The 17549-nt window shown below is 60.4% G+C and carries 19 protein-coding genes; 12 read left to right on the plus strand and 7 right to left on the minus strand.

Annotation, left to right across the window (positions count from 1 at the left end; all coding sequences use genetic code 11):
* Positions 1 to 70: 70 nt before the first annotated feature.
* The 3 genes from rho to hemE all read right to left on the minus strand — a co-directional run bounded on the left by rho (position 71) and on the right by hemE (position 3114).
* Positions 71 to 1336, minus strand: coding sequence for a transcription termination factor Rho (gene rho / locus ACJJVH_RS15970; RefSeq protein ID WP_004127423.1), 1266 nt, complete (start codon positions 1334 to 1336; stop codon positions 71 to 73).
* 198 nt (positions 1337 to 1534) lie between these two features.
* Positions 1535 to 2080 carry a protoporphyrinogen oxidase HemJ gene (gene hemJ / locus ACJJVH_RS15975; RefSeq protein WP_412065181.1) on the minus strand — a complete coding sequence of 182 codons (546 nt, stop codon included), beginning with the start codon at positions 2078 to 2080 and terminating at the stop codon, positions 1535 to 1537.
* Positions 2080 to 3114 carry a uroporphyrinogen decarboxylase gene (hemE, locus tag ACJJVH_RS15980; RefSeq protein ID WP_412064336.1) on the minus strand — a complete coding sequence of 345 codons (1035 nt, stop codon included), beginning with the start codon at positions 3112 to 3114 and terminating at the stop codon, positions 2080 to 2082. The genes hemJ and hemE overlap by 1 nt, the downstream gene beginning before the upstream one ends.
* Positions 3115 to 3515: 401 nt before the next feature.
* Here hemE and ACJJVH_RS15985 point away from each other — a divergent pair, with 401 nt between their 5' ends.
* The 5 genes from ACJJVH_RS15985 to dnaQ are packed head-to-tail and all read left to right on the plus strand — an operon-like array spanning position 3516 to position 7153.
* On the plus strand, positions 3516 to 4337 hold the full coding sequence (locus tag ACJJVH_RS15985; RefSeq protein WP_412064337.1) for a pyruvate, water dikinase regulatory protein: 822 nt from the start codon (positions 3516 to 3518) through the stop codon (positions 4335 to 4337).
* A gap of 33 nt (positions 4338 to 4370) precedes the next feature.
* Positions 4371 to 4970, plus strand: coding sequence for a Maf-like protein (locus tag ACJJVH_RS15990; RefSeq protein WP_412064338.1), 600 nt, complete (start codon positions 4371 to 4373; stop codon positions 4968 to 4970).
* Positions 4963 to 5820, plus strand: a complete 858-nt coding sequence (locus ACJJVH_RS15995) for a shikimate dehydrogenase (RefSeq protein WP_412064339.1) — start codon at positions 4963 to 4965, stop codon at positions 5818 to 5820. Before ACJJVH_RS15990 ends, ACJJVH_RS15995 begins: the two co-directional genes overlap by 8 nt.
* The gene (coaE, locus tag ACJJVH_RS16000) at positions 5820 to 6419 is read left to right on the plus strand and encodes a dephospho-CoA kinase (RefSeq protein WP_412064340.1); all 600 of its coding nucleotides are present in this window, start codon (positions 5820 to 5822) and stop codon (positions 6417 to 6419) included. Before ACJJVH_RS15995 ends, coaE begins: the two co-directional genes overlap by 1 nt.
* A 17-nt stretch (positions 6420 to 6436) precedes the next feature.
* Positions 6437 to 7153, plus strand: a complete 717-nt coding sequence (gene dnaQ, locus ACJJVH_RS16005) for a DNA polymerase III subunit epsilon (RefSeq protein ID WP_113434419.1) — start codon at positions 6437 to 6439, stop codon at positions 7151 to 7153.
* Positions 7154 to 7235: 82 nt separating this feature from the next.
* Here the strand turns inward: dnaQ and secB are convergent, their stop codons facing one another.
* Positions 7236 to 7718, minus strand: a complete 483-nt coding sequence (secB, locus tag ACJJVH_RS16010; protein WP_112795756.1) for a protein-export chaperone SecB — start codon at positions 7716 to 7718, stop codon at positions 7236 to 7238.
* Positions 7719 to 7814: 96 nt separating this feature from the next.
* Positions 7815 to 8333: an FxsA family protein gene (locus ACJJVH_RS16015; protein ID WP_113384980.1), complete on the minus strand. Its 519-nt coding sequence runs from the start codon at positions 8331 to 8333 to the stop codon at positions 7815 to 7817.
* Between the two features lie 146 nt (positions 8334 to 8479).
* Here ACJJVH_RS16015 and ACJJVH_RS16020 point away from each other — a divergent pair, with 146 nt between their 5' ends.
* The 5 genes from ACJJVH_RS16020 to gyrB all read left to right on the plus strand — a co-directional run bounded on the left by ACJJVH_RS16020 (position 8480) and on the right by gyrB (position 13826).
* Positions 8480 to 9181, plus strand: a complete 702-nt coding sequence (locus ACJJVH_RS16020) for a Tim44/TimA family putative adaptor protein (protein ID WP_112795753.1) — start codon at positions 8480 to 8482, stop codon at positions 9179 to 9181.
* Entirely contained in the window at positions 9178 to 10296 is a 1119-nt protein-coding gene (locus ACJJVH_RS16025) for a murein transglycosylase A (RefSeq protein ID WP_412064341.1), read from the plus strand. The genes ACJJVH_RS16020 and ACJJVH_RS16025 overlap by 4 nt, the downstream gene beginning before the upstream one ends.
* Positions 10296 to 10880: a Smr/MutS family protein gene (locus ACJJVH_RS16030; protein WP_113434416.1), complete on the plus strand. Its 585-nt coding sequence runs from the start codon at positions 10296 to 10298 to the stop codon at positions 10878 to 10880. Before ACJJVH_RS16025 ends, ACJJVH_RS16030 begins: the two co-directional genes overlap by 1 nt.
* Positions 10877 to 11242 (plus strand): helix-turn-helix domain-containing protein, encoded by a 366-nt coding sequence (locus ACJJVH_RS16035; protein ID WP_112795749.1) that lies wholly within the window; start codon positions 10877 to 10879, stop codon positions 11240 to 11242. Before ACJJVH_RS16030 ends, ACJJVH_RS16035 begins: the two co-directional genes overlap by 4 nt.
* Positions 11243 to 11390: 148 nt before the next feature.
* Positions 11391 to 13826 carry a DNA topoisomerase (ATP-hydrolyzing) subunit B gene (gene gyrB, locus ACJJVH_RS16040; protein WP_412064342.1) on the plus strand — a complete coding sequence of 812 codons (2436 nt, stop codon included), beginning with the start codon at positions 11391 to 11393 and terminating at the stop codon, positions 13824 to 13826.
* 64 nt (positions 13827 to 13890) lie between these two features.
* Here gyrB and ACJJVH_RS16045 read toward each other — a convergent pair whose 3' ends face one another.
* Together ACJJVH_RS16045 and ACJJVH_RS16050 are read right to left on the minus strand one after the other, a co-directional pair.
* Positions 13891 to 14490 carry a nitroreductase family protein gene (locus ACJJVH_RS16045; protein ID WP_412064343.1) on the minus strand — a complete coding sequence of 200 codons (600 nt, stop codon included), beginning with the start codon at positions 14488 to 14490 and terminating at the stop codon, positions 13891 to 13893.
* Positions 14491 to 14563: 73 nt separating this feature from the next.
* Positions 14564 to 14863: a DUF2218 domain-containing protein gene (locus ACJJVH_RS16050; RefSeq protein WP_113360439.1), complete on the minus strand. Its 300-nt coding sequence runs from the start codon at positions 14861 to 14863 to the stop codon at positions 14564 to 14566.
* 159 nt (positions 14864 to 15022) lie between these two features.
* Between ACJJVH_RS16050 and ACJJVH_RS16055 the strand changes: the two genes are divergently transcribed.
* Both ACJJVH_RS16055 and ACJJVH_RS16060 read left to right on the plus strand, forming a co-directional pair.
* On the plus strand, positions 15023 to 15976 hold the full coding sequence (locus ACJJVH_RS16055; RefSeq protein ID WP_412064344.1) for a glutathione S-transferase family protein: 954 nt from the start codon (positions 15023 to 15025) through the stop codon (positions 15974 to 15976).
* Between the two features lie 64 nt (positions 15977 to 16040).
* Positions 16041 to 17459 (plus strand): pyridoxal phosphate-dependent decarboxylase family protein, encoded by a 1419-nt coding sequence (locus tag ACJJVH_RS16060; protein ID WP_412064345.1) that lies wholly within the window; start codon positions 16041 to 16043, stop codon positions 17457 to 17459.
* Positions 17460 to 17549: the final 90 nt, after the last annotated feature.

The raw sequence follows: 17549 nt of genomic DNA on the forward strand, positions 1-17549 counted from the left end.
CAAACAGGCGACCCGATCATACCAATTTATTCGCATCGCCATACGGCGTTCTACCGAATCCGGCTAAGGATCATGTATTCATCGAATCGAAGAAATCCGGGTTGTTCTTCGTCTGCTTCAGCTTGTCGATCAGGAACTCGATTGCGTCGGTCGTGCCCATCGGCGCAAGGATACGGCGAAGCACGAAGATCTTCTGCAGATCCTGGCGCGGCACCAGCAGGTCTTCCTTACGCGTACCGGACTTCAGAATATCCATGGCCGGGAAGATGCGCTTGTCGGCAACCTTACGGTCAAGGACGATTTCCGAGTTGCCGGTACCCTTGAATTCTTCGAAGATCACTTCATCCATGCGGCTGCCGGTATCGATCAGCGCCGTCGCGATAATCGTCAGCGAACCGCCTTCCTCGATGTTGCGGGCCGCACCGAAGAAACGCTTCGGACGCTGCAGGGCGTTGGCATCGACACCGCCGGTCAGGACCTTGCCGGAAGAGGGGACGACCGTGTTGTAGGCGCGGCCGAGGCGCGTGATCGAATCGAGCAGGATGACGACGTCGCGACCATGCTCGACAAGACGCTTGGCTTTTTCGATCACCATTTCGGCGACCTGGACGTGACGCACCGCCGGCTCGTCGAACGTGGACGAGATGACCTCGCCGCGAACGGAACGCTGCATGTCGGTCACTTCTTCCGGACGCTCGTCGATCAAGAGAACGATCAGGTAGCAATCCGGATGATTGGCGGTGATGGAATGGGCGATGTTCTGAAGAAGAACGGTCTTGCCGGTACGCGGCGGCGCGACGATCAAGCCACGCTGGCCCTTGCCGAGCGGAGCCACGAGATCGATGACGCGCGGCGAAAGATCCTTAGACGTGGGAACGTCCAGTTCCATGCGGAAACGCTCGTTCGGATAGAGCGGCGTCAGGTTGTCGAAGTGAACCTTGTGACGGATCTTTTCGGGATCGTCAAAATTGATGGTGTTGACTTTCAGCAGAGCAAAATAGCGCTCGCCTTCCTTCGGTCCGCGGATCGGCCCCTCGACCGTGTCGCCCGTCTTCAGCGAGAAGCGGCGGATCTGGGAGGGAGAGATATAAATATCGTCCGGGCCGGGAAGATAGTTGGCGTTGGCGGAACGCAAGAAACCGAAGCCGTCCTGCAAAACCTCGACGACGCCCTCGCCGATGATTTCCACGTCCTGGCTCGCCAGCACCTTGAGAATTGCAAACATCAATTCCTGTTTGCGCATCGTGCTGGCGTTTTCCACCTCGAGCGATTCGGCAAAGGCCAGGAGATCGGTCGGGGATTTATTTTTCAGTTCCTGAAGCTTCATTTCAGCCATGAAGGGAATTACTCATTTTTCTGGATGGGAAAGGCAATGTTGCTCGTATTCAGAACCGCGACAGGGGCGTTCGCGGGCGACAGAATGGATACATGCCACGAAGAGAAGATGGCCGGAAAATAGCGACTCACTTTCTGAACCGCAAGGGGGGCGGGCAAAATGAAGGAAATTTAACTTCGCCCCTGATACAGCGTCGCCTCACGCAAAGGGTTTCACGACCACCAGGATGACGATTGCGATCATCAGAAGCGTCGGCGCCTCATTCATCATGCGCCAGTAACGTGCCGAATGCTTGTTCTCGTCGCGGGCGAAGGCGCGCGCCGCACTGCTGAAATGACCGTGAACAGCGGATAGCACTACAACGAGCCCGATCTTGGCGTGCAGCCAGCCACCCTGGAAATCATAGACGGACCAGGCGAGATAAAGCCCGAAGATCCAGGTCAGGATCATCGCCGGGTTGATGATGTAGCGCAGCAGCCGCTGCTCCATCACCTTGAACGTCTCGGATTGCTGCGAGCCCGGCTCGGCATCGGTGTGATAGACGAACAGCCGCGGCAGATAGAACATGCCGGCCATCCATGAAATGACGGCAATGATGTGCAGCGCCTTGATCCAGAGATAGAGATCGGCCGGATGCCAGGCAAAAAGCCCGATCGCCAGAACGGCAAAGACCAGGATCATGACATAGGCGCGCCGTCCCGCCCTTTGGCCAGGAGCGGAATCCGTCTGCTTTTCCATCGCCATCATTTCCTCCATCCGCGCACGCGTTCGACAAGCCTCGCAACATTGGCGGGGTCCGCCTGCGGCGTGATGCCGTGCCCGAGATTGAAGATCAGCGGACCGTTCCCGAGCTGCTGCAAGATATCGTCAATCCCATCTTCCAGAGCCTTGCCGCCGGCAACGACCCGCATCGGATCGAGATTGCCCTGCACCGGCCCGTCCTTCTGAAGCTCCACGGCGAAAGCCAGCGGCACCGACCAGTCGAGACCGATCGCATCGGCACCCGTCTTCTGCCGGTAATTCTTCAAAAGATAACCCGCTCCCTTGGCGAAGGCGATGATCCGTGCATGAGGCCGCCGGGCCTTGACCGAAGCGATCATTCTGGCGACCGGCGCCACGGCAAACGCATCGAATTCCCGCTCGCCGAGAACGCCTGCCCAGGAGTCGAAAATCTGCACGGCGTCGGCGCCGGCATCGATCTGCGCCACCAGGTAATCGGCGGAGATATCGGCAAGCAGCATCAGCAGGTGCTCGAACGCCTTAGGATGCCGATAGGCAAACAGCCGGGCAGGAGCCTGATCCGGCGTGCCGTGGCCGGCGATCATATAGGTCGCAACGGTCCAGGGAGCGCCACAGAAGCCGAGAAGCGTCGTCTCGTCCGGCAGATCCCGCCGCAGCCGCCGCACCGTTTCCATGACCGGTCCCAGATATGCTGTCACGCCGTCAGGCTTCAATGTCAGGATGCCGGCCTCATCGATCGGATCCATCTGCGGCCCATGCCCTTCCGTGAAGCGAACGTTTCGTTTGAGCGCATCGGGAATGACGAGGATATCGGAAAAAAGAATGGCAGCGTCGAAGCCATAACGGCGGATCGGCTGCATCGTCACCTCGACGGCATGGTCGGGGGTATAACAGAGATCAAGGAAGCTTCCGGCCTTGGCGCGCGTCTCGCGATATTCGGGCAGATAGCGGCCTGCCTGCCTCATCAGCCAGAGAGGGGGAGGCGTGAGCGTTTCTCCGCTCAATACCCGCATGATCTTCCGGCGCTCATCGCTCACAGAGGTCGTCCTATATAAAACCAAACATATTTTAAAAGGTTTCTATTTCTTAGAGTCGGTGAGTAGCAAGGATTAAAGTTCATCCCTTGCCTGTCCAATTTGTCGCGCCTCGCGCCATGGTTTGCAAAGATTCCGAAGCGTTTAGCCGATATGTGGAAAAGGAACAGGATTTTTCAATCTTTTGAGCAGGTTGCACGGGAATCTGTTTTGTCCTGCTCTGGGGACAAGCCGGGGACGAACGTGGCGCTTTCCATCTTGTCCACATTGCCCACAGCCGCCACGAAATCCTTTTTGCGAAAACGCCGAATGTGGAAAACTCGGCTGTTTTCCACTTGCCCTGGATGGCCGCCTTCTCGTACCTCTCTTTTCTCCCGAGATATCAACAGGCGATGGAAAGTAGCGTGGAAAACCGGACAAGCTTCTTTCATCTGCACCTGATTTCTGACTCAACGGGCGAGACTCTCATCTCCGCCGGCCGCGCTGCATCCGTTCAATTCCAGGGAAGTCAGCCGATCGAGCACGTCTATCCGCTGATTCGGAATCGCAAGCAGCTGCTGCCGGTTCTCGAAGCGATCGATCACAGTCCCGGCATCGTGCTTTATACGATCGTCGATCGCGAGCTTGCCGATTTCATCGCCGAACGCTGTGGAGAAATGGGCGTGCCGAGCGTCAACGTCCTGGAGCCGGTCATGAATGTCTTCCAGACCTACCTCGGGGCAACGTCGCGTCGGCGCGTCGGCGCGCAGCATGTGATGAATGCGGATTACTTCAACCGCATCGAAGCGCTGAACTTCACCATGGATCATGACGACGGCCAGATGCCGGATGACTACGACGATGCCGACGTCGTCATCATCGGCATCAGCCGTACCTCGAAAACGCCGACCAGCATCTATCTCGCAAATCGCGGCATCAAGACGGCGAACATTCCGATCGTGCATGGCGTGCCATTGCCGGAAAGTCTCGTCAAGGCGACCAAGCCGTTGATCGTCGGACTGGTCGCGACCACCGACCGGGTCTCGCAGGTTCGCGAAAATCGCATCCTCGGCGCGACGCCCGGCTTCGACCGCGGCGACTACACGGATCGAGCCGCGATCTCCGAAGAACTGAAATATGCCCGTTCCCTCTGCGCGCGTCACAACTGGCCTGTCATCGACGTCACACGCCGATCGATCGAAGAGACCGCGGCTGCCATTGTTGCCCTGCGGCCCAAGCTGCGCTAAGCGCTGCACACGATTCTCTCGGAGGCAATCGTCATGACCATGCCCCTTATTCTCGCGTCGTCCAGCCCGTTCCGGCGGATGCTGATGGAAAATGCCGGGCTGCATTTCCAGGCCATAGCTGCCGATATCGATGAGCGGGCGGTCGAAGCGCCGCTGGAGCGGGATGGAGCGAGCCCGGATGCCGTAGCGCTGGTATTGGCAAAAGCGAAGGCAAAGGATGTGAGCGATCGCTTCCCCGATGCGCTGGTCATAGGCTCGGATCAAACGATGTCGCTCGGCTCACAGGTCTTTCACAAGCCGAAGTCGATGGCCGATGCGGAAAACCATCTGCAGACTTTGTCGGGAAAGACGCATCGGCTGAACAGCGCCATCGCGCTCGCACGCAATGGCGACATTGTCTGGGAGCATGTGTCCCACGCCGATCTGACCATGCGGGAGCTGCCGGCCGATTTCATTCCGCGGCACCTGAGCCGCGTCGGAGAAAAGGCAATGTCGAGCGTCGGCGCCTATCAGCTCGAAGGTGAAGGCATCCAGCTGTTCTCGAAAATCGATGGCGATTATTTCACGATCGTCGGATTGCCGATGCTGCCGCTCCTTGAAAAACTGCGCGAACTGGGAGCAATCGATGGATGATTCACGTGAAACACAGAGCGTAAACGCTTTCGTAACGGGTTATCCGGTCAAGCATTCACGCTCGCCGCTGATCCATGGCTACTGGTTGCGGCAGCTTGATCTCTCCGGCAGCTATCGCGCGCACGAAGTCTCTCCTGAGGATTTCGCCGGCTTCATCACTTCTCTGAAAGACGGCTCCAGCGAGTTCGCCGGCGGCAATGTGACGATCCCCCACAAGGAAGCGGCCTTCAAACTGGCAGACAGGCCGGATGCGCTTTCGGAAGAGCTTGGCGCTTCCAATACCCTGTGGCTTCAGGACGGGTTGCTGCATGCGACCAACACAGACGGCCGCGGCTTCACGGCAAATCTCGATGAGCGCCGTCCGGGTTGGGACCGCAGCGATCGAGCCGTGATCCTCGGGGCAGGGGGCGCCAGCCGCGCCGTTATCCAGGCCGTGCGCGATCGCGGCTTCAAGGAAATTCACGTCGTCAACCGCACGGTCGAGCGGGCGCAGGAGCTTGCGGATCGTTTCGGCGAACGCGTTCATGCCCATCCGATGGCCGCGCTCGGCGAGGTGATGCGTGGCGCCGGCCTGTTCATCAACACGACCTCGCTCGGCATGGACGGCGAAGCGGCGCCGCAGATCGATTTCTCGCCTCTTGCGCAAGGCGCCGTCGTCACCGACATTGTCTATGTGCCGTTGAAGACACCGCTTCTGGCGCAGGCCGAGCAACAGGGTTTTGCCATCGTCGATGGTCTCGGCATGCTGTTGCACCAGGCGGTTCCGGGTTTCGAAAAATGGTTCGGAAAGCGGCCGGCGGTCGATGAGGCTTTGAGGGCTTTGATCATTGCCGATATGGACAGACACTGATGATCAGGATCGGACTGACCGGATCGATCGGCATGGGAAAGTCGACCTCGGCGAAACTCTTTGCCGAGGCCGGAATTCCGGTGAACGATTCCGATGCGGTCGTGCATGATCTGTATAACGGCGAAGCTGTTCCTCTGGTCGAAGCGGCTTTCCCCGGCTCGACCGGCGACGGCAAGGTGGACCGGCAGAAACTCAGCCTGAAGCTTGCGGACGATCCCTCCGGTTTCAAACGTCTCGAAGCCATTGTCCATCCGCTCGTTCATAAGCGCGAGCGCCAGTTCCTGGAGCGTCAACGGCAGGCCGGCGCCGATATGGTGGTGCTGGATATTCCGCTGCTGTTCGAGACCGGCGCGGACAAGAGGGTGGACAAGATCGTCGTCGTCAGCTGCGATCCACAGATTCAGATAGAAAGGGTACTTGCCCGGCCGGGCATGACGGAGGAGAAATTCAATATGATTCTCTCCCGCCAGACGCCGGATGCGGAAAAGCGGGCGCGTGCCGATTACGTCATCGATACCGGTCGAAGCATCGATGCGGCCCGCGCGCAGGTAACGGAGATCATAGCCGACCTTCGGCGCAAGCCGCAGATCGAGGAATAGGAAAGCGGAGCCCCGACATGCGCGAAATCATTTTCGATACGGAAACCACCGGCCTCGACAACAGGGCAGACCGCATCATCGAAATCGGCGGCATCGAACTCTTCAATCACTTCCCGACCGGCAAGACGCTGCATCTCTACATCAATCCCGGCGACCGCAAGGTGCATCCGGATGCGCTTGCCGTGCACGGCATTACCGACGAATCGCTGAAGGACAAGCCGCCCTTCGAAGAGCTTGCCGATCGGATCCTCGAATTCTTCGGCGATGCCAAATGGATCGCGCACAACGCCACCTTCGACATGGGTTTCGTCAACGCCGAATTCGCACGGCTTGGCCGGCCGCCGATCCTGCCCGACATGGTGATCGATACGCTGGCCATGGCCCGCCGCAAGCATCCCATGGGCCCGAATTCGCTGGACGCGCTCTGCCGTCGCTACGGCATCGACAATTCCCACCGCACGAAACACGGGGCGCTGCTCGACTCCGAACTACTGGCCGAAGTCTATATCGAGATGATCGGCGGCCGGCAGACCGCGCTCGGCCTCGGCAGTGGCATCGGCTCGTCGGCCCGCTCGAACCGGAATGACGATGCGCAGGATATCGTCGCCGATGTCCTCGTGCGGCCCGCGCCGCTGGCGAACCGCTTGAGCGAGGAAGAGCTGGCCGCCCACGCCGCGCTGGTCGCCAAGCTCGGTGCGAAGGGAATCTGGTCCAAATACAGCCCTTCCGAATAGAAGGCGCTTTCTCCGGCAGATAAAGAAAATGCCCGGATTGCGGTCCGGGCATTTCTGTTTCCAGCGATGGAAAAGGTGAGGCTTAGTTCGGAACGGCCGAAACCTGGGCGCGGGCCTGTTCTTCGGCCATGCGCTGCGTGAACATCTGCGCGAAATCGATCGGGTCGATCATCAGCGGCGGGAAGCCGCCATTGCGCGTGACGTCGGCGATGATCTGGCGCGCGAAGGGGAACAGCAGGCGCGGGCACTCGATGAAGAGCAGCGGCAGCATGTGTTCCTGCGGGAAGCCAGTGACGCGGAAGACGCCGCCATAGACCAGCTCGGTATGGAAAAGAACGCGCTCGCCGTCCTTGGCTTCGGCGTTCAGCGTCAGCACGACGTCGAAATCCGATTCCGACAGCGGGTTGGCGTTGACGTTGACGTTGATATTGATGTCGGGCGCGTTTTCCCGGGCCTGAAGCGAGCGCGGAGCACCCGGATTTTCGAAGGAAAGATCCTTGGTGTACTGAGCAAGGATGCTGAGGCTCGGGCTGTCTGCACCGTTGCCGTTGGTCTCGTTGGCCATGGGGGTGTCCTCTCACGTCTCGATGGGTGTCGCCATCTAGCATTTCGAATAGGGGCTTACAACCCTTATGGCTCCGGCGATTCCGGGGCCGCTTCTCTAGTCTTTCAGTCGTTTTTGATCGGACCAGGGCGAGTTCCTGTCCGGCTCGCGATGGAAATCGCCTTCATCCAGATCGACAACCGTTCCGGGGCTTTTCGGCCTGGCCTGCGGTCCGGCTCCCGGTCCCGGACCGCGCCGGAAGGGCCGCGAGTTGCCGACGACGACGATGCGCCTGCGCAGCATCTTCCAGGCAAGATCGCGCACGGCCGGAATGAAAAGCAGCAGGCCGATGATATCGGATATGAAACCCGGCAGCATCAGGAAAAAGGCGGCAACGACGATCATGGCGCCATGCACCATTTCGCGCCCGGGGTCGCCCCCGTTGCGGCTCTCGGCTGAAATCCGCTGAAGAATGCCGATACCCTGAATTCTCAGGAGAGCGGCGCCGAGCAGCACGCCGAGGATGACAAGTCCCAGTGTCGCCCAGACACCGATCATCTTTCCGACGACGATGAATCCGGCGATCTCGGCCAGCGGCATCAGAAAAACGAAGATAGGAAGAAGCGATAGGCGCATGTTACGGTGGTCCTGAGAGCGGGTTTGTTCGCGTAGACGTTGGTCTGTGGCTTATAATAAAGAAACTGGTCCGCCATTTGAATGATAGATGGATGCGGACTATATGGGGATTGAACTTTTAATTTTAACGGTGGTTCCGATACGAGATGGGTGCAAACGACTTTGTGACGATCTTTTTCCTGGTGGCGGCGGTGCTGATCTTCTTTCAGCTGCGCAGTGTCCTTGGCCGCCGCACGGGGAATGAGAAGCCGCCGCGCGATCTCTACGGTTCCGCGGATCCGGCAAATGGCCCGACGCCGCCGGACGCCGGCAAGGTCGTGACCCTGCCGCGGCGCGACGCCACCGAGGAGGAAGATCGTTTTGCCGCCATCGATGCCTTCACGCCGGCCGGCACGCCGCTGAATGATTCGCTGCGCGAGCTGAACAAGTCCGATCCGTCCTTCAATCCGAAGGAATTCGTCAACGGCGCCCGCATGGCCTATGAAATGATCGTGATGGCCTTCGCCGAGGGTGACCGCAAATCGCTGAAGGACTTGCTGTCGCGCGAAGTCTATGACGGCTTCGATGCCGCGATTGCCGATCGCGAGGCCAGGGGCGAGAAGGTCAAGTCCACCTTCGTCGGCATCGACAAGGCCGATATCCTCAGCACCGAGGTGAAGGGAACCGAAGCCCTCATCACCATGCGCATCGTCAGCCAGATGATCTCCGCCACCTATGACAAGGCGGGAACCCTGATCGATGGCGATGCCGAAGCCGTGGCCGAGGTCAGCGATCTCTGGACCTTCGCCCGCGACACGCGCTCGCGCGACCCGAACTGGAAACTGGTGGCGACCGAATCCGAACAATGACGAGCTCATCGCAGGAATTCAGGCTGGAGCCGGCAACCTTCGCCGATCTGAAGGGCTGGGAGGAGGACGATCCTTCCAGCCTTTTTCGCGCAATGAAGGACTGTCGGACCCATATCCGCTCGGTAAAGCCCTATCGCACCGGCGCCGCCGGACTGACCGCCGACGATCTGCTGACGCTTCTTGACGCCGCAGAGGGAAGAGAGCCGCACTCCGCGACCGAAGCCCGGGCGTTCTTCGAAGAGCATTGCCAGCCCTTCTTCATCCGCCGCGATGGTGGCGCGACCGGTTTCGTGACGGCATTCTTCGAGCCGGAGATCGAGGTTTCGGCCACACAGGACGAAACCTATCGTTATCCCTTCTATCGCCGCCCCGATGATCTGGTCGATCTGGACGACAGCAACCGGCCTGGCGAGCTTGATCCCTCCTACATGTTCGGCCGTCTTCGTGATGGCGTGATCGCCGCCTATCCCGATCGCGGCGAAATCGATCGCGGCTATCTCGATGGCAGGGGGCTGGAAATCGCCTGGGCAAAATCCAGGGTCGATATCTTCTTCGTGCATGTTCAGGGCGCGGCTCGCCTGCGCTATCCGGATGGACGCATGGGCCGCATCACCTATGCCGCCAAGGCCGGGCATCCGTTTTCGGCGGTCGGACGCCTGCTGATCGAGCGCGGCGAGCTCGACCGCGCGACGATTTCCATGCAGACGATCCGCGACTGGCTTTATGCCCATCCCGGGCAGGTCGACGAGGTTCTCTCGCACAATCGATCCTATATCTTCTTCCGCGAGGCGGATGTCGGCGATCCGGCCCTCGGCCCGATCGCGGCGGCCAAGGTGCCGCTGGTCGCCGGCCGGTCGCTTGCTGTCGATCGGCTGATCCATACCTTCGGCTTTCCCTTCTTCATCCGCTCGGAAAGCCTGACGCATCTCGACGGCGGCAAGCCTTTCGCGCGACTGATGCTGGCGCTCGATACCGGCTCGGCGATTGTCGGGCCGGCGCGCGGGGATATCTTTACCGGTTCGGGCTACGATGCCGGGGAGCTGGCCGGCACCGTGCGCAATGACGCCGATTTTTATATACTCATTCCAAAGGCGGCGGCGCAGAGGTTCGGCTGATGGCCCCGGAACGGCAGAACAAGGAACGCAAGCTCAGCACGGAGGACCGTATCCTTTGGGGTAAGGTCGCCAAGAGCACGCGTCCCATGCCGGGCAGGATGACCGATATCGAGGCGTTCGAAGCGGCGCTGCAGGCCGAAGCCGAAAGCGAGGAGAACATCCGTGCCGCAAAGGCAAAGGCGGCGCCTGTGACTGCGCAAGCGCAGGAAGTCCCGGCGACGGCGAAACAGCCCGCCGGCCGCCATCATCCGCTGGAACGCCCGGTCAAGCGCAAGATCGCCAAGGGCCGGCTGGCGCTCGAGGCCCGCATCGATCTTCACGGCCTCATCCAGAGCGAAGCGCATGGCATGCTGCTGGATTTCCTTCTGCGCGCCCATGGCCGCGGCCTTCGCCATGTCCTCGTCATAACGGGCAAGGGCAGCTCCATGGGCAGCGAAGGCGCGTTGAAGCGCGCCGTACCGCTCTGGTTTTCCAAGCCGGAGTTCCGGTTTCTCATCTCCTCCTATGAAACGGCAGCGCAGCATCATGGCGGCGAGGGCGCGCTCTACATCCGCCTGTCGCGTGCGAAGGGGGACAAGCTTTGACCCCGTTCGGCGAAGCGGTGCGGAAATTGAGATTGCGCAAGGGCGTCTCGCAGAAGCAGATGGCCGCGGCGCTCAATGTGACTCCGGCTTATTTATCCGCCCTGGAGCACGGAAAGCGCGGCTTGCCGAGCTTCGACCTGCTGCAGCGCATTGCCGGATATTTCAACATCATCTGGGACGAGGCCGAGGAATTGTTCCTGCTGGCGCGATTTTCCGATCCGCGCGTCGTCGTCGATACGTCGGGGCTCGCGCCCGAATATACCGCCTTCGTCAATCATTTGGCCGGGAAGATCCGCAACCTTGACGCGGCAACGATCCGCGAGCTATCCCGAGTTCTGGAAAATGCCGGAAAAACCGGCTGAAAACCGCCTTAATCCCCTGTTTTATACCTGATTTAGGGGCCTTCCGTTTGGAACTTCAGGGTGAAACATCCTATATTCAAGGCAGGGAAAACCGCTGATTCGCCAGGGATCGGCCGGGTTATCTAAAACACTGGAAAGACTTCAATATATGACCGACACATCCGTAACCGATAACGGCGGCAGCGCCGAATATGGCGCAGATTCCATCAAGGTTCTCAAGGGCCTTGATGCCGTGCGCAAGCGTCCCGGCATGTATATCGGCGACACGGATGACGGCTCGGGCCTGCATCACATGGTCTATGAGGTCGTCGACAACGCCATTGACGAGGCCTTGGCCGGTCATGCGGATATCGTCACGGTGACGCTCAATCCAGACGGTTCGGTCACGGTGACGGACAACGGCCGCGGCATCCCCACGGACATTCACAGCGGCGAAGGCGTTTCGGCGGCCGAGGTCATCATGACCCAGCTTCACGCGGGCGGCAAGTTCGACCAGAACTCCTACAAGGTGTCCGGCGGATTGCACGGCGTCGGCGTCTCGGTGGTCAATGCGCTCTCCGTCTGGCTGCGCCTGAAGATCCGCCGCCAGGGCAAGATCCATGAGATGAGCTTCACCCATGGCGTGGCCGATGCGCCGCTGAAGCAAACGGGTGACGCGGGCGATGCGACCGGCACCGAGGTCAGCTTCATGCCGAGCTCCGACACCTTCACCATGATTGAGTTCGACTACGGCACGCTGGAACATCGCCTGCGCGAACTCGCTTTCCTGAATTCCGGCGTCCGCATCCTCTTGACCGACAAGCGCCATTCCGACGTCAGGCAGGAAGAGCTGCTGTACGACGGCGGCCTGGAAGCCTTCGTTTCCTATCTCGATCGCGCCAAGAAGCCACTCGTTCAGAAGCCGGTGTCGATTCGCAGCGAGAAGGATGGAATTACGGTCGAAGTGGCGATGTGGTGGAACGACAGCTACCACGAAAACGTGCTCTGCTTCACCAACAACATCCCGCAGCGCGACGGCGGCACGCATATGGCCGGCTTCCGTGCGGCTCTGACGCGCCAGATCACCTCCTATGCCGATACCTCCGGGATCACCAAGCGGGAAAAGGTGACGCTGACCGGCGACGACTGCCGCGAAGGCCTGACGGCCGTGCTGTCGGTCAAGGTCCCCGATCCGAAATTCTCGTCGCAGACCAAGGACAAGCTGGTTTCCTCCGAAGTTCGCCCGGTCGTCGAAAGCCTGGTCAACGAAGCGCTGAGCACCTGGCTCGAGGAGCATCCCTCGGAAGCGAAGGTGCTGGTCGGCAAGGTCGTCGAGGCTGCGGCTGCCCGCGAAGCGGCCCGCAAGGCGCGCGAACTGACGCGCCGCAAGGGCGCGCTGGATATCGCGTCGCTGCCCGGCAAGCTTGCCGATTGCTCCGAGCGCGATCCTGCCAAGTCGGAAGTCTTCCTTGTCGAGGGCGATTCGGCGGGCGGTTCGGCCAAGCAGGGCCGTTCGCGCGAAAACCAGGCCATCCTGCCGCTCCGGGGCAAGATCCTGAATGTCGAGCGCGCCCGTTTCGACAAGATGCTGTCGAGCCAGGAAATCGGCACGCTGATCACGGCGCTTGGCACCGGCATCGGCAAGGATGAGTTCAACGCCGAAAAGCTGCGCTATCACAAGATCATCATCATGACGGATGCAGACGTCGACGGCGCACATATTCGCACGCTGCTGCTGACCTTCTTCTTCCGGCAGATGCCCGATCTCATCGAGCGTGGCCATCTCTACATCGCCCAGCCGCCGCTCTATAAGGTGACGCGCGGCAAGTCGGTGCAGTACGTCAAGGACGAGAAGGCGCTGGAAGAATATCTCATCGGCCAGGGCATCGAGGATGCGAGCCTGCATCTCGGCAACGGCGAAGTGCGGGCCGGTCAGGATCTGCGCGAGGCCATCTACGATGCGCTTCGCCTGCGCACGCTGATCGACAATCTGCATTCCCGTTATAACCGCACCGTCGTCGAGCAGGCGGCGATCGCCGGCGCGCTCAACGCCGAAATGGTCAGCGATCCCGCGCGGGCGGAAGCGCTTGCGAGCGACGTTGCCAAGCGGCTCGATGTCATCGCCGAGGAAACCGAGCGCGGCTGGAGCGGCGCCGTGACGGGCGAAGGCGGCTTGCGCTTCGAGCGTACGGTACGCGGCGTCAAGGAAGTCGTCTTCCTCGACATGGCGCTTATCGGCTCGCAGGATGCCCGCCTCATCGACCAGATCGGCACGCGGCTGAAGGAAGTCTACGGTACGCCGCCGAAGCTCATTCGCCGCGACGGCGAGACGGAAATTTCGGGACCCCGCAAGCTGCTGGATATGATCTTCGCCGGCGGCCGCAAGGGCTTGACGCTGCAGCGCTACAAAGGTCTGGGCGAGATGAATGCCGAGCAGCTCTGGGAGACGACGCTCGACCCGAACGTCCGGTCGCTGCTGCAGGTGAAGGTTACGGATGCGACCGATGCCGACGGCCTGTTTGCCCGGCTCATGGGTGACGAAGTCGAGCCTCGCCGCGAGTTCATTCAGGAAAACGCGCTGAGCGTTGCCAATCTCGATATCTGATTGCCGGTTTTCGGAAGAAAAAAAGCCCCGCGATGATCTCGCGGGGCTTTTTCTTTTCCATCAATTACTTGGCGACGAATGTGCCGTTGAAGGCAAGTTCGGAGAGCGGCTTGCGTTGGCTCGGCACCTCGCGTTCGCGCAGCTTTTCCGGAAGCTGGTTCTTGTCGCCGACCTTACCGATCGCGACAGCGGCCTCGACGCGGAATCCTTCCGGTATGCCCAGAACTTCATAGGCTTTTTCGACGTGGAAGCCGGTCATGCCGTGTGCTTCGTAGCCGGCTAGATGAGCCTGGATCGCCAGGAAGCCCCAGGCGGCACCCGCGTCGAAGGAATGGCTGTAGCTGGGTTTCTGTTCGGCGGAGCCAAGCTCGCCGTTATGGGTGCGCGAAATGACGAAGAGCAGCGCGGATGCCGATTTCACCCAGCCCTGGTTGAACTCGACCAGCACGCTGAGGAACTTCTCCCAGTGTTCGGAGCCGCGCAGGGCATAGAGGAAGCGCCAGGGCTGAAGGTTGGAAGCGGACGGTGCCCAGTGCGCCGCTTCCAGAATGGTCAGCAGTTCGGTTTCCGGAATGGCCTTGTTGGAATAGGCGCGCGGCGACCAGCGATCGAGAAAAAGCTTGTCGATCGGATATTGGGATTCGCGGCTGTTGCTTGATGTCATAGGGCTTCTTTCGTCAGAGAGGGCCTGCGGCGGTCGGTGAAAACCGCTCGTTGGCTGGCTATGGAGAGGGAACCTATATTCCGGCGGCGCCGGCAATCCAGGCTATATCGAGCTCTTCGCGGAAGGCGAAACGCTTGAGGTGATCGGCGACGACATTCTGCATGCGCTCGACATCTTCCGGTTTCTCGACCGTCAGCGTCATGACCAGGACGCCGGGCTCGGCGACAAGGTCGAGGGAATTTTCGGGGCTGAACGGCACCTTGCCGGCCGTCGCATCGAATTCCACGCTGAACCGATGGCTCCAGTGCTTGCAGAGCTGCTGGAGGTATCGGCTGGCGTGGTCGGTCTTAACGGTGGAAACGGATGTTGCCATGAGTTGCTCCAATAAGCCTCGAGCGCAAAACGCAGTTTTCCATACATAGAAGTATCCGCATCCGCGAGGTAGACAGTCTGTTTCAAGTTTACGTTATTCCCGTGAAATTCTGTTCCGCTATGCTGCGCCCATGAAAAACGTGCGAGTGGAGACGGAGCCTTGCTGGTAGACGGGAAATGGACTGAAGACTGGCAGCCGGTGCAGGCCAAGGACGAGAAGGGCGGTTTCGTTCGCCAGACTTCCAGTTTCCGCAATTGGGTAACGCCGGATGGCGCGGCAGGGCCGACAGGCGAGGGCGGCTTCAAGGCGGAGGCCGGCCGCTATCATCTTTACGTCGCGCTGATCTGCCCCTGGGCATCGCGCACCTTGATCGGCCGCAAGCTGAAGGGCCTGGAAGAGGTCATCTCCATTTCCATCGTCGAACCGGTGCTCTCAAGGCAGGGTTGGCGGTTCGGTGATTATCCGGGCGCCACCAGGGACGCCGTCAACGGCGTCGCTTATATGCACGAGATTTACACCAGGGCCGATCCGCATTTCACCGGTCGCGCCACCGTCCCGGTCCTCTGGGACAAACAGGCCGGCACGATCGTCAACAATGAATCTGCCGATATCCTGCGCATGCTGAATGGCGGCTTCGGCGACCTCGCCCGCAACGACATCGATCTCTATCCGGCCGGCAAGCGCGAAGAGATCGATGGTTTCAACGCCCGGATCTATCCCGCTCTCAATAACGGCGTCTACCGCGCCGGCTTCGCCACCACGCAGATCGCCTATGAGGAAGCCTTCAACGAGGCGTTCGCCTGCCTCGATCAGGTCGAAGCGGAGCTGGAGGGCAGGGATTTCCTCTTTGCCGATCATCCGACGGAGAGCGATATCAGGCTGTTCGTCACCCTTGTCCGTTTCGACGTCGCCTATCACGGCCTGTTCAAGTGCAATCTCCGCCGGCTGTCCGACTATGCCAATCTCCAGTCCTTCTGCCGGCGCATGCTCGATTGGCCGGGGATTGCGGAGACGGTCAGCTTCGATCATATCAAGCGTGGCTATTACTCGATAACCACGCTTAATCCGGCCGGCATCGTGCCGCTTGGGCCGGCGCTGGACGAGCTGTTCTGATACTCGACCATATACCAAAACCGGTCTAAGGTCCGCCTCGTTCGACAGAGCGGGGAGGACCGTCATGGATTGGGAGGAGTTCCGGCAGTGGTCGGAGAAAGCGGCAAATTGGGGCGCGGATTATCGCGCGTCGCTTCGTGACAGGCCGGTACGGGCGAAGATGGCGCCGGGCGAAATATCGGCCCATATCGCAGATTCCCCGCCACTAAAAGGCGAAGCCATGGGGGATATCTTCAAGGATTTTGAGGATATCCTCGTTCCCGGCATGACGCACTGGCAGCATCCCCGCTTCTTCGCCTATTTCCCGGCCAATGCCGCCCCCGTCTCGGTGGTCGCCGAATATCTGGTCAGCGCCATCGCCGCCCAATGCATGCTCTGGCAGACATCGCCTTCCGCAACCGAGCTGGAAACGAAGGTGGTCGATTGGCTGCGTCAGGCGCTTGGCCTGCCGGAAACATTCACCGGCGTCATTCAGGATTCCGCCTCGACAGCGACCCTTGCCGCCGTTCTGGTCATGCGCGAAAGGGCGCTCGACTGGCAGGGCAACAAAAGCGGGCTCGCGGCCAGCAAGGCGGTGCGCGTCTATTCCACCGATCAGGTCCACACCTCCATCGACCGCGCGATCTGGATTGCCGGCATCGGTGACGAAAATCTGGTACGCATCCCCTCTGGCGGTCCCAGCAAGGCGATGGATGCGAAGGCGCTTGCCGCCGCGATCGAGCGGGATCGCGCCGCCGGATTGCTGCCGGCGGGTGTCATCGCCTGCGTCGGCGGCACCAGCGTCGGCGCCTGTGACGATATCGCCGCCGTCGTTGAGGTCGCGCATGCACATGGGCTTTATGTGCATGTCGACGCCGCCTGGGCGGGCTCGGCAATGATCTGCCCGGAATTCCGCGCACTCTGGCAGGGCGTCGAGCAGGCCGACTCGATCGTCTTCAATCCGCATAAATGGCTCGGTGCGCAGTTCGATTGCTCGGTCCAGTTCGTGCGCGAGCCGGAGGCGCTGGTGCGTACGCTGGCGATCCAGCCGGAATATCTGCGCACCCACGGTCATGACGGCATCATCAACTATTCGGAATGGTCCGTGCCGCTCGGCCGCCGCTTCCGCGCCCTGAAACTCTGGTTCCTGCTGCGCTATCATGGGCTTGAAGGCTTGCGGACGATGATCCGTAACCATGTTTCCTGGTCGCGGAATCTGGCTAAGCTTCTTGCCGCCGAGCCTGATTTCGAAATCGTCACCGAGCCCTTCCTGTCGCTGTTTTCTTTCGATCACAAGGCGCCGGCAGGCGTCGGGCAGGAAGAGCATACGCAGCGCCTGCTCAATGCGATCAACAATGACGGCCGCATCTACCTGACGCAGACCCGCGTTTCCGGGCGTCTGGTCATCCGCTTCCAGGCAGGTCAGTTCGAGGCGACGGAGGCGGATGTCGATACGGCTTTTGACGTGATCGTCGAGATCGCCAGATCGTTGTCTGGAGCTTAGGGGGCGCTATTTTTCGCTACGGAGAGCCGGGTCATGTTAGGCTCCACGAAATCGATTGGTGACACTGGTGAATAATTCGTTCATATATGA

The sequence above is a fragment of the Rhizobium sp. SYY.PMSO genome (assembly GCF_046840415.1).
Lineage (GTDB): Bacteria > Pseudomonadota > Alphaproteobacteria > Rhizobiales > Rhizobiaceae > Rhizobium.

Excerpts from the sequence above, each read along its gene's own strand:
- rho (WP_004127423.1), bottom strand. The coding sequence starts at position 1,336 with ATGGCTGAAATGAAGCTTCAGGAACTGAAAAATAAATCCCCGACCGAT.
- hemJ (WP_412065181.1), bottom strand. The coding sequence starts at position 2,080 with ATGGCGATGGAAAAGCAGACGGATTCCGCTCCTGGCCAAAGGGCGGGA.
- ACJJVH_RS15990 (WP_412064338.1), top strand. The coding sequence starts at position 4,371 with ATGACCATGCCCCTTATTCTCGCGTCGTCCAGCCCGTTCCGGCGGATG.
- ACJJVH_RS15995 (WP_412064339.1), top strand. The coding sequence starts at position 4,963 with ATGGATGATTCACGTGAAACACAGAGCGTAAACGCTTTCGTAACGGGT.
- coaE (WP_412064340.1), top strand. The coding sequence starts at position 5,820 with ATGATCAGGATCGGACTGACCGGATCGATCGGCATGGGAAAGTCGACC.
- dnaQ (WP_113434419.1), top strand. The coding sequence starts at position 6,437 with ATGCGCGAAATCATTTTCGATACGGAAACCACCGGCCTCGACAACAGG.
- secB (WP_112795756.1), bottom strand. The coding sequence starts at position 7,718 with ATGGCCAACGAGACCAACGGCAACGGTGCAGACAGCCCGAGCCTCAGC.
- ACJJVH_RS16015 (WP_113384980.1), bottom strand. The coding sequence starts at position 8,333 with ATGCGCCTATCGCTTCTTCCTATCTTCGTTTTTCTGATGCCGCTGGCC.
- ACJJVH_RS16020 (WP_112795753.1), top strand. The coding sequence starts at position 8,480 with ATGGGTGCAAACGACTTTGTGACGATCTTTTTCCTGGTGGCGGCGGTG.
- ACJJVH_RS16025 (WP_412064341.1), top strand. The coding sequence starts at position 9,178 with ATGACGAGCTCATCGCAGGAATTCAGGCTGGAGCCGGCAACCTTCGCC.
- ACJJVH_RS16030 (WP_113434416.1), top strand. The coding sequence starts at position 10,296 with ATGGCCCCGGAACGGCAGAACAAGGAACGCAAGCTCAGCACGGAGGAC.
- gyrB (WP_412064342.1), top strand. The coding sequence starts at position 11,391 with ATGACCGACACATCCGTAACCGATAACGGCGGCAGCGCCGAATATGGC.
- ACJJVH_RS16045 (WP_412064343.1), bottom strand. The coding sequence starts at position 14,490 with ATGACATCAAGCAACAGCCGCGAATCCCAATATCCGATCGACAAGCTT.
- ACJJVH_RS16050 (WP_113360439.1), bottom strand. The coding sequence starts at position 14,863 with ATGGCAACATCCGTTTCCACCGTTAAGACCGACCACGCCAGCCGATAC.
- ACJJVH_RS16060 (WP_412064345.1), top strand. The coding sequence starts at position 16,041 with ATGGATTGGGAGGAGTTCCGGCAGTGGTCGGAGAAAGCGGCAAATTGG.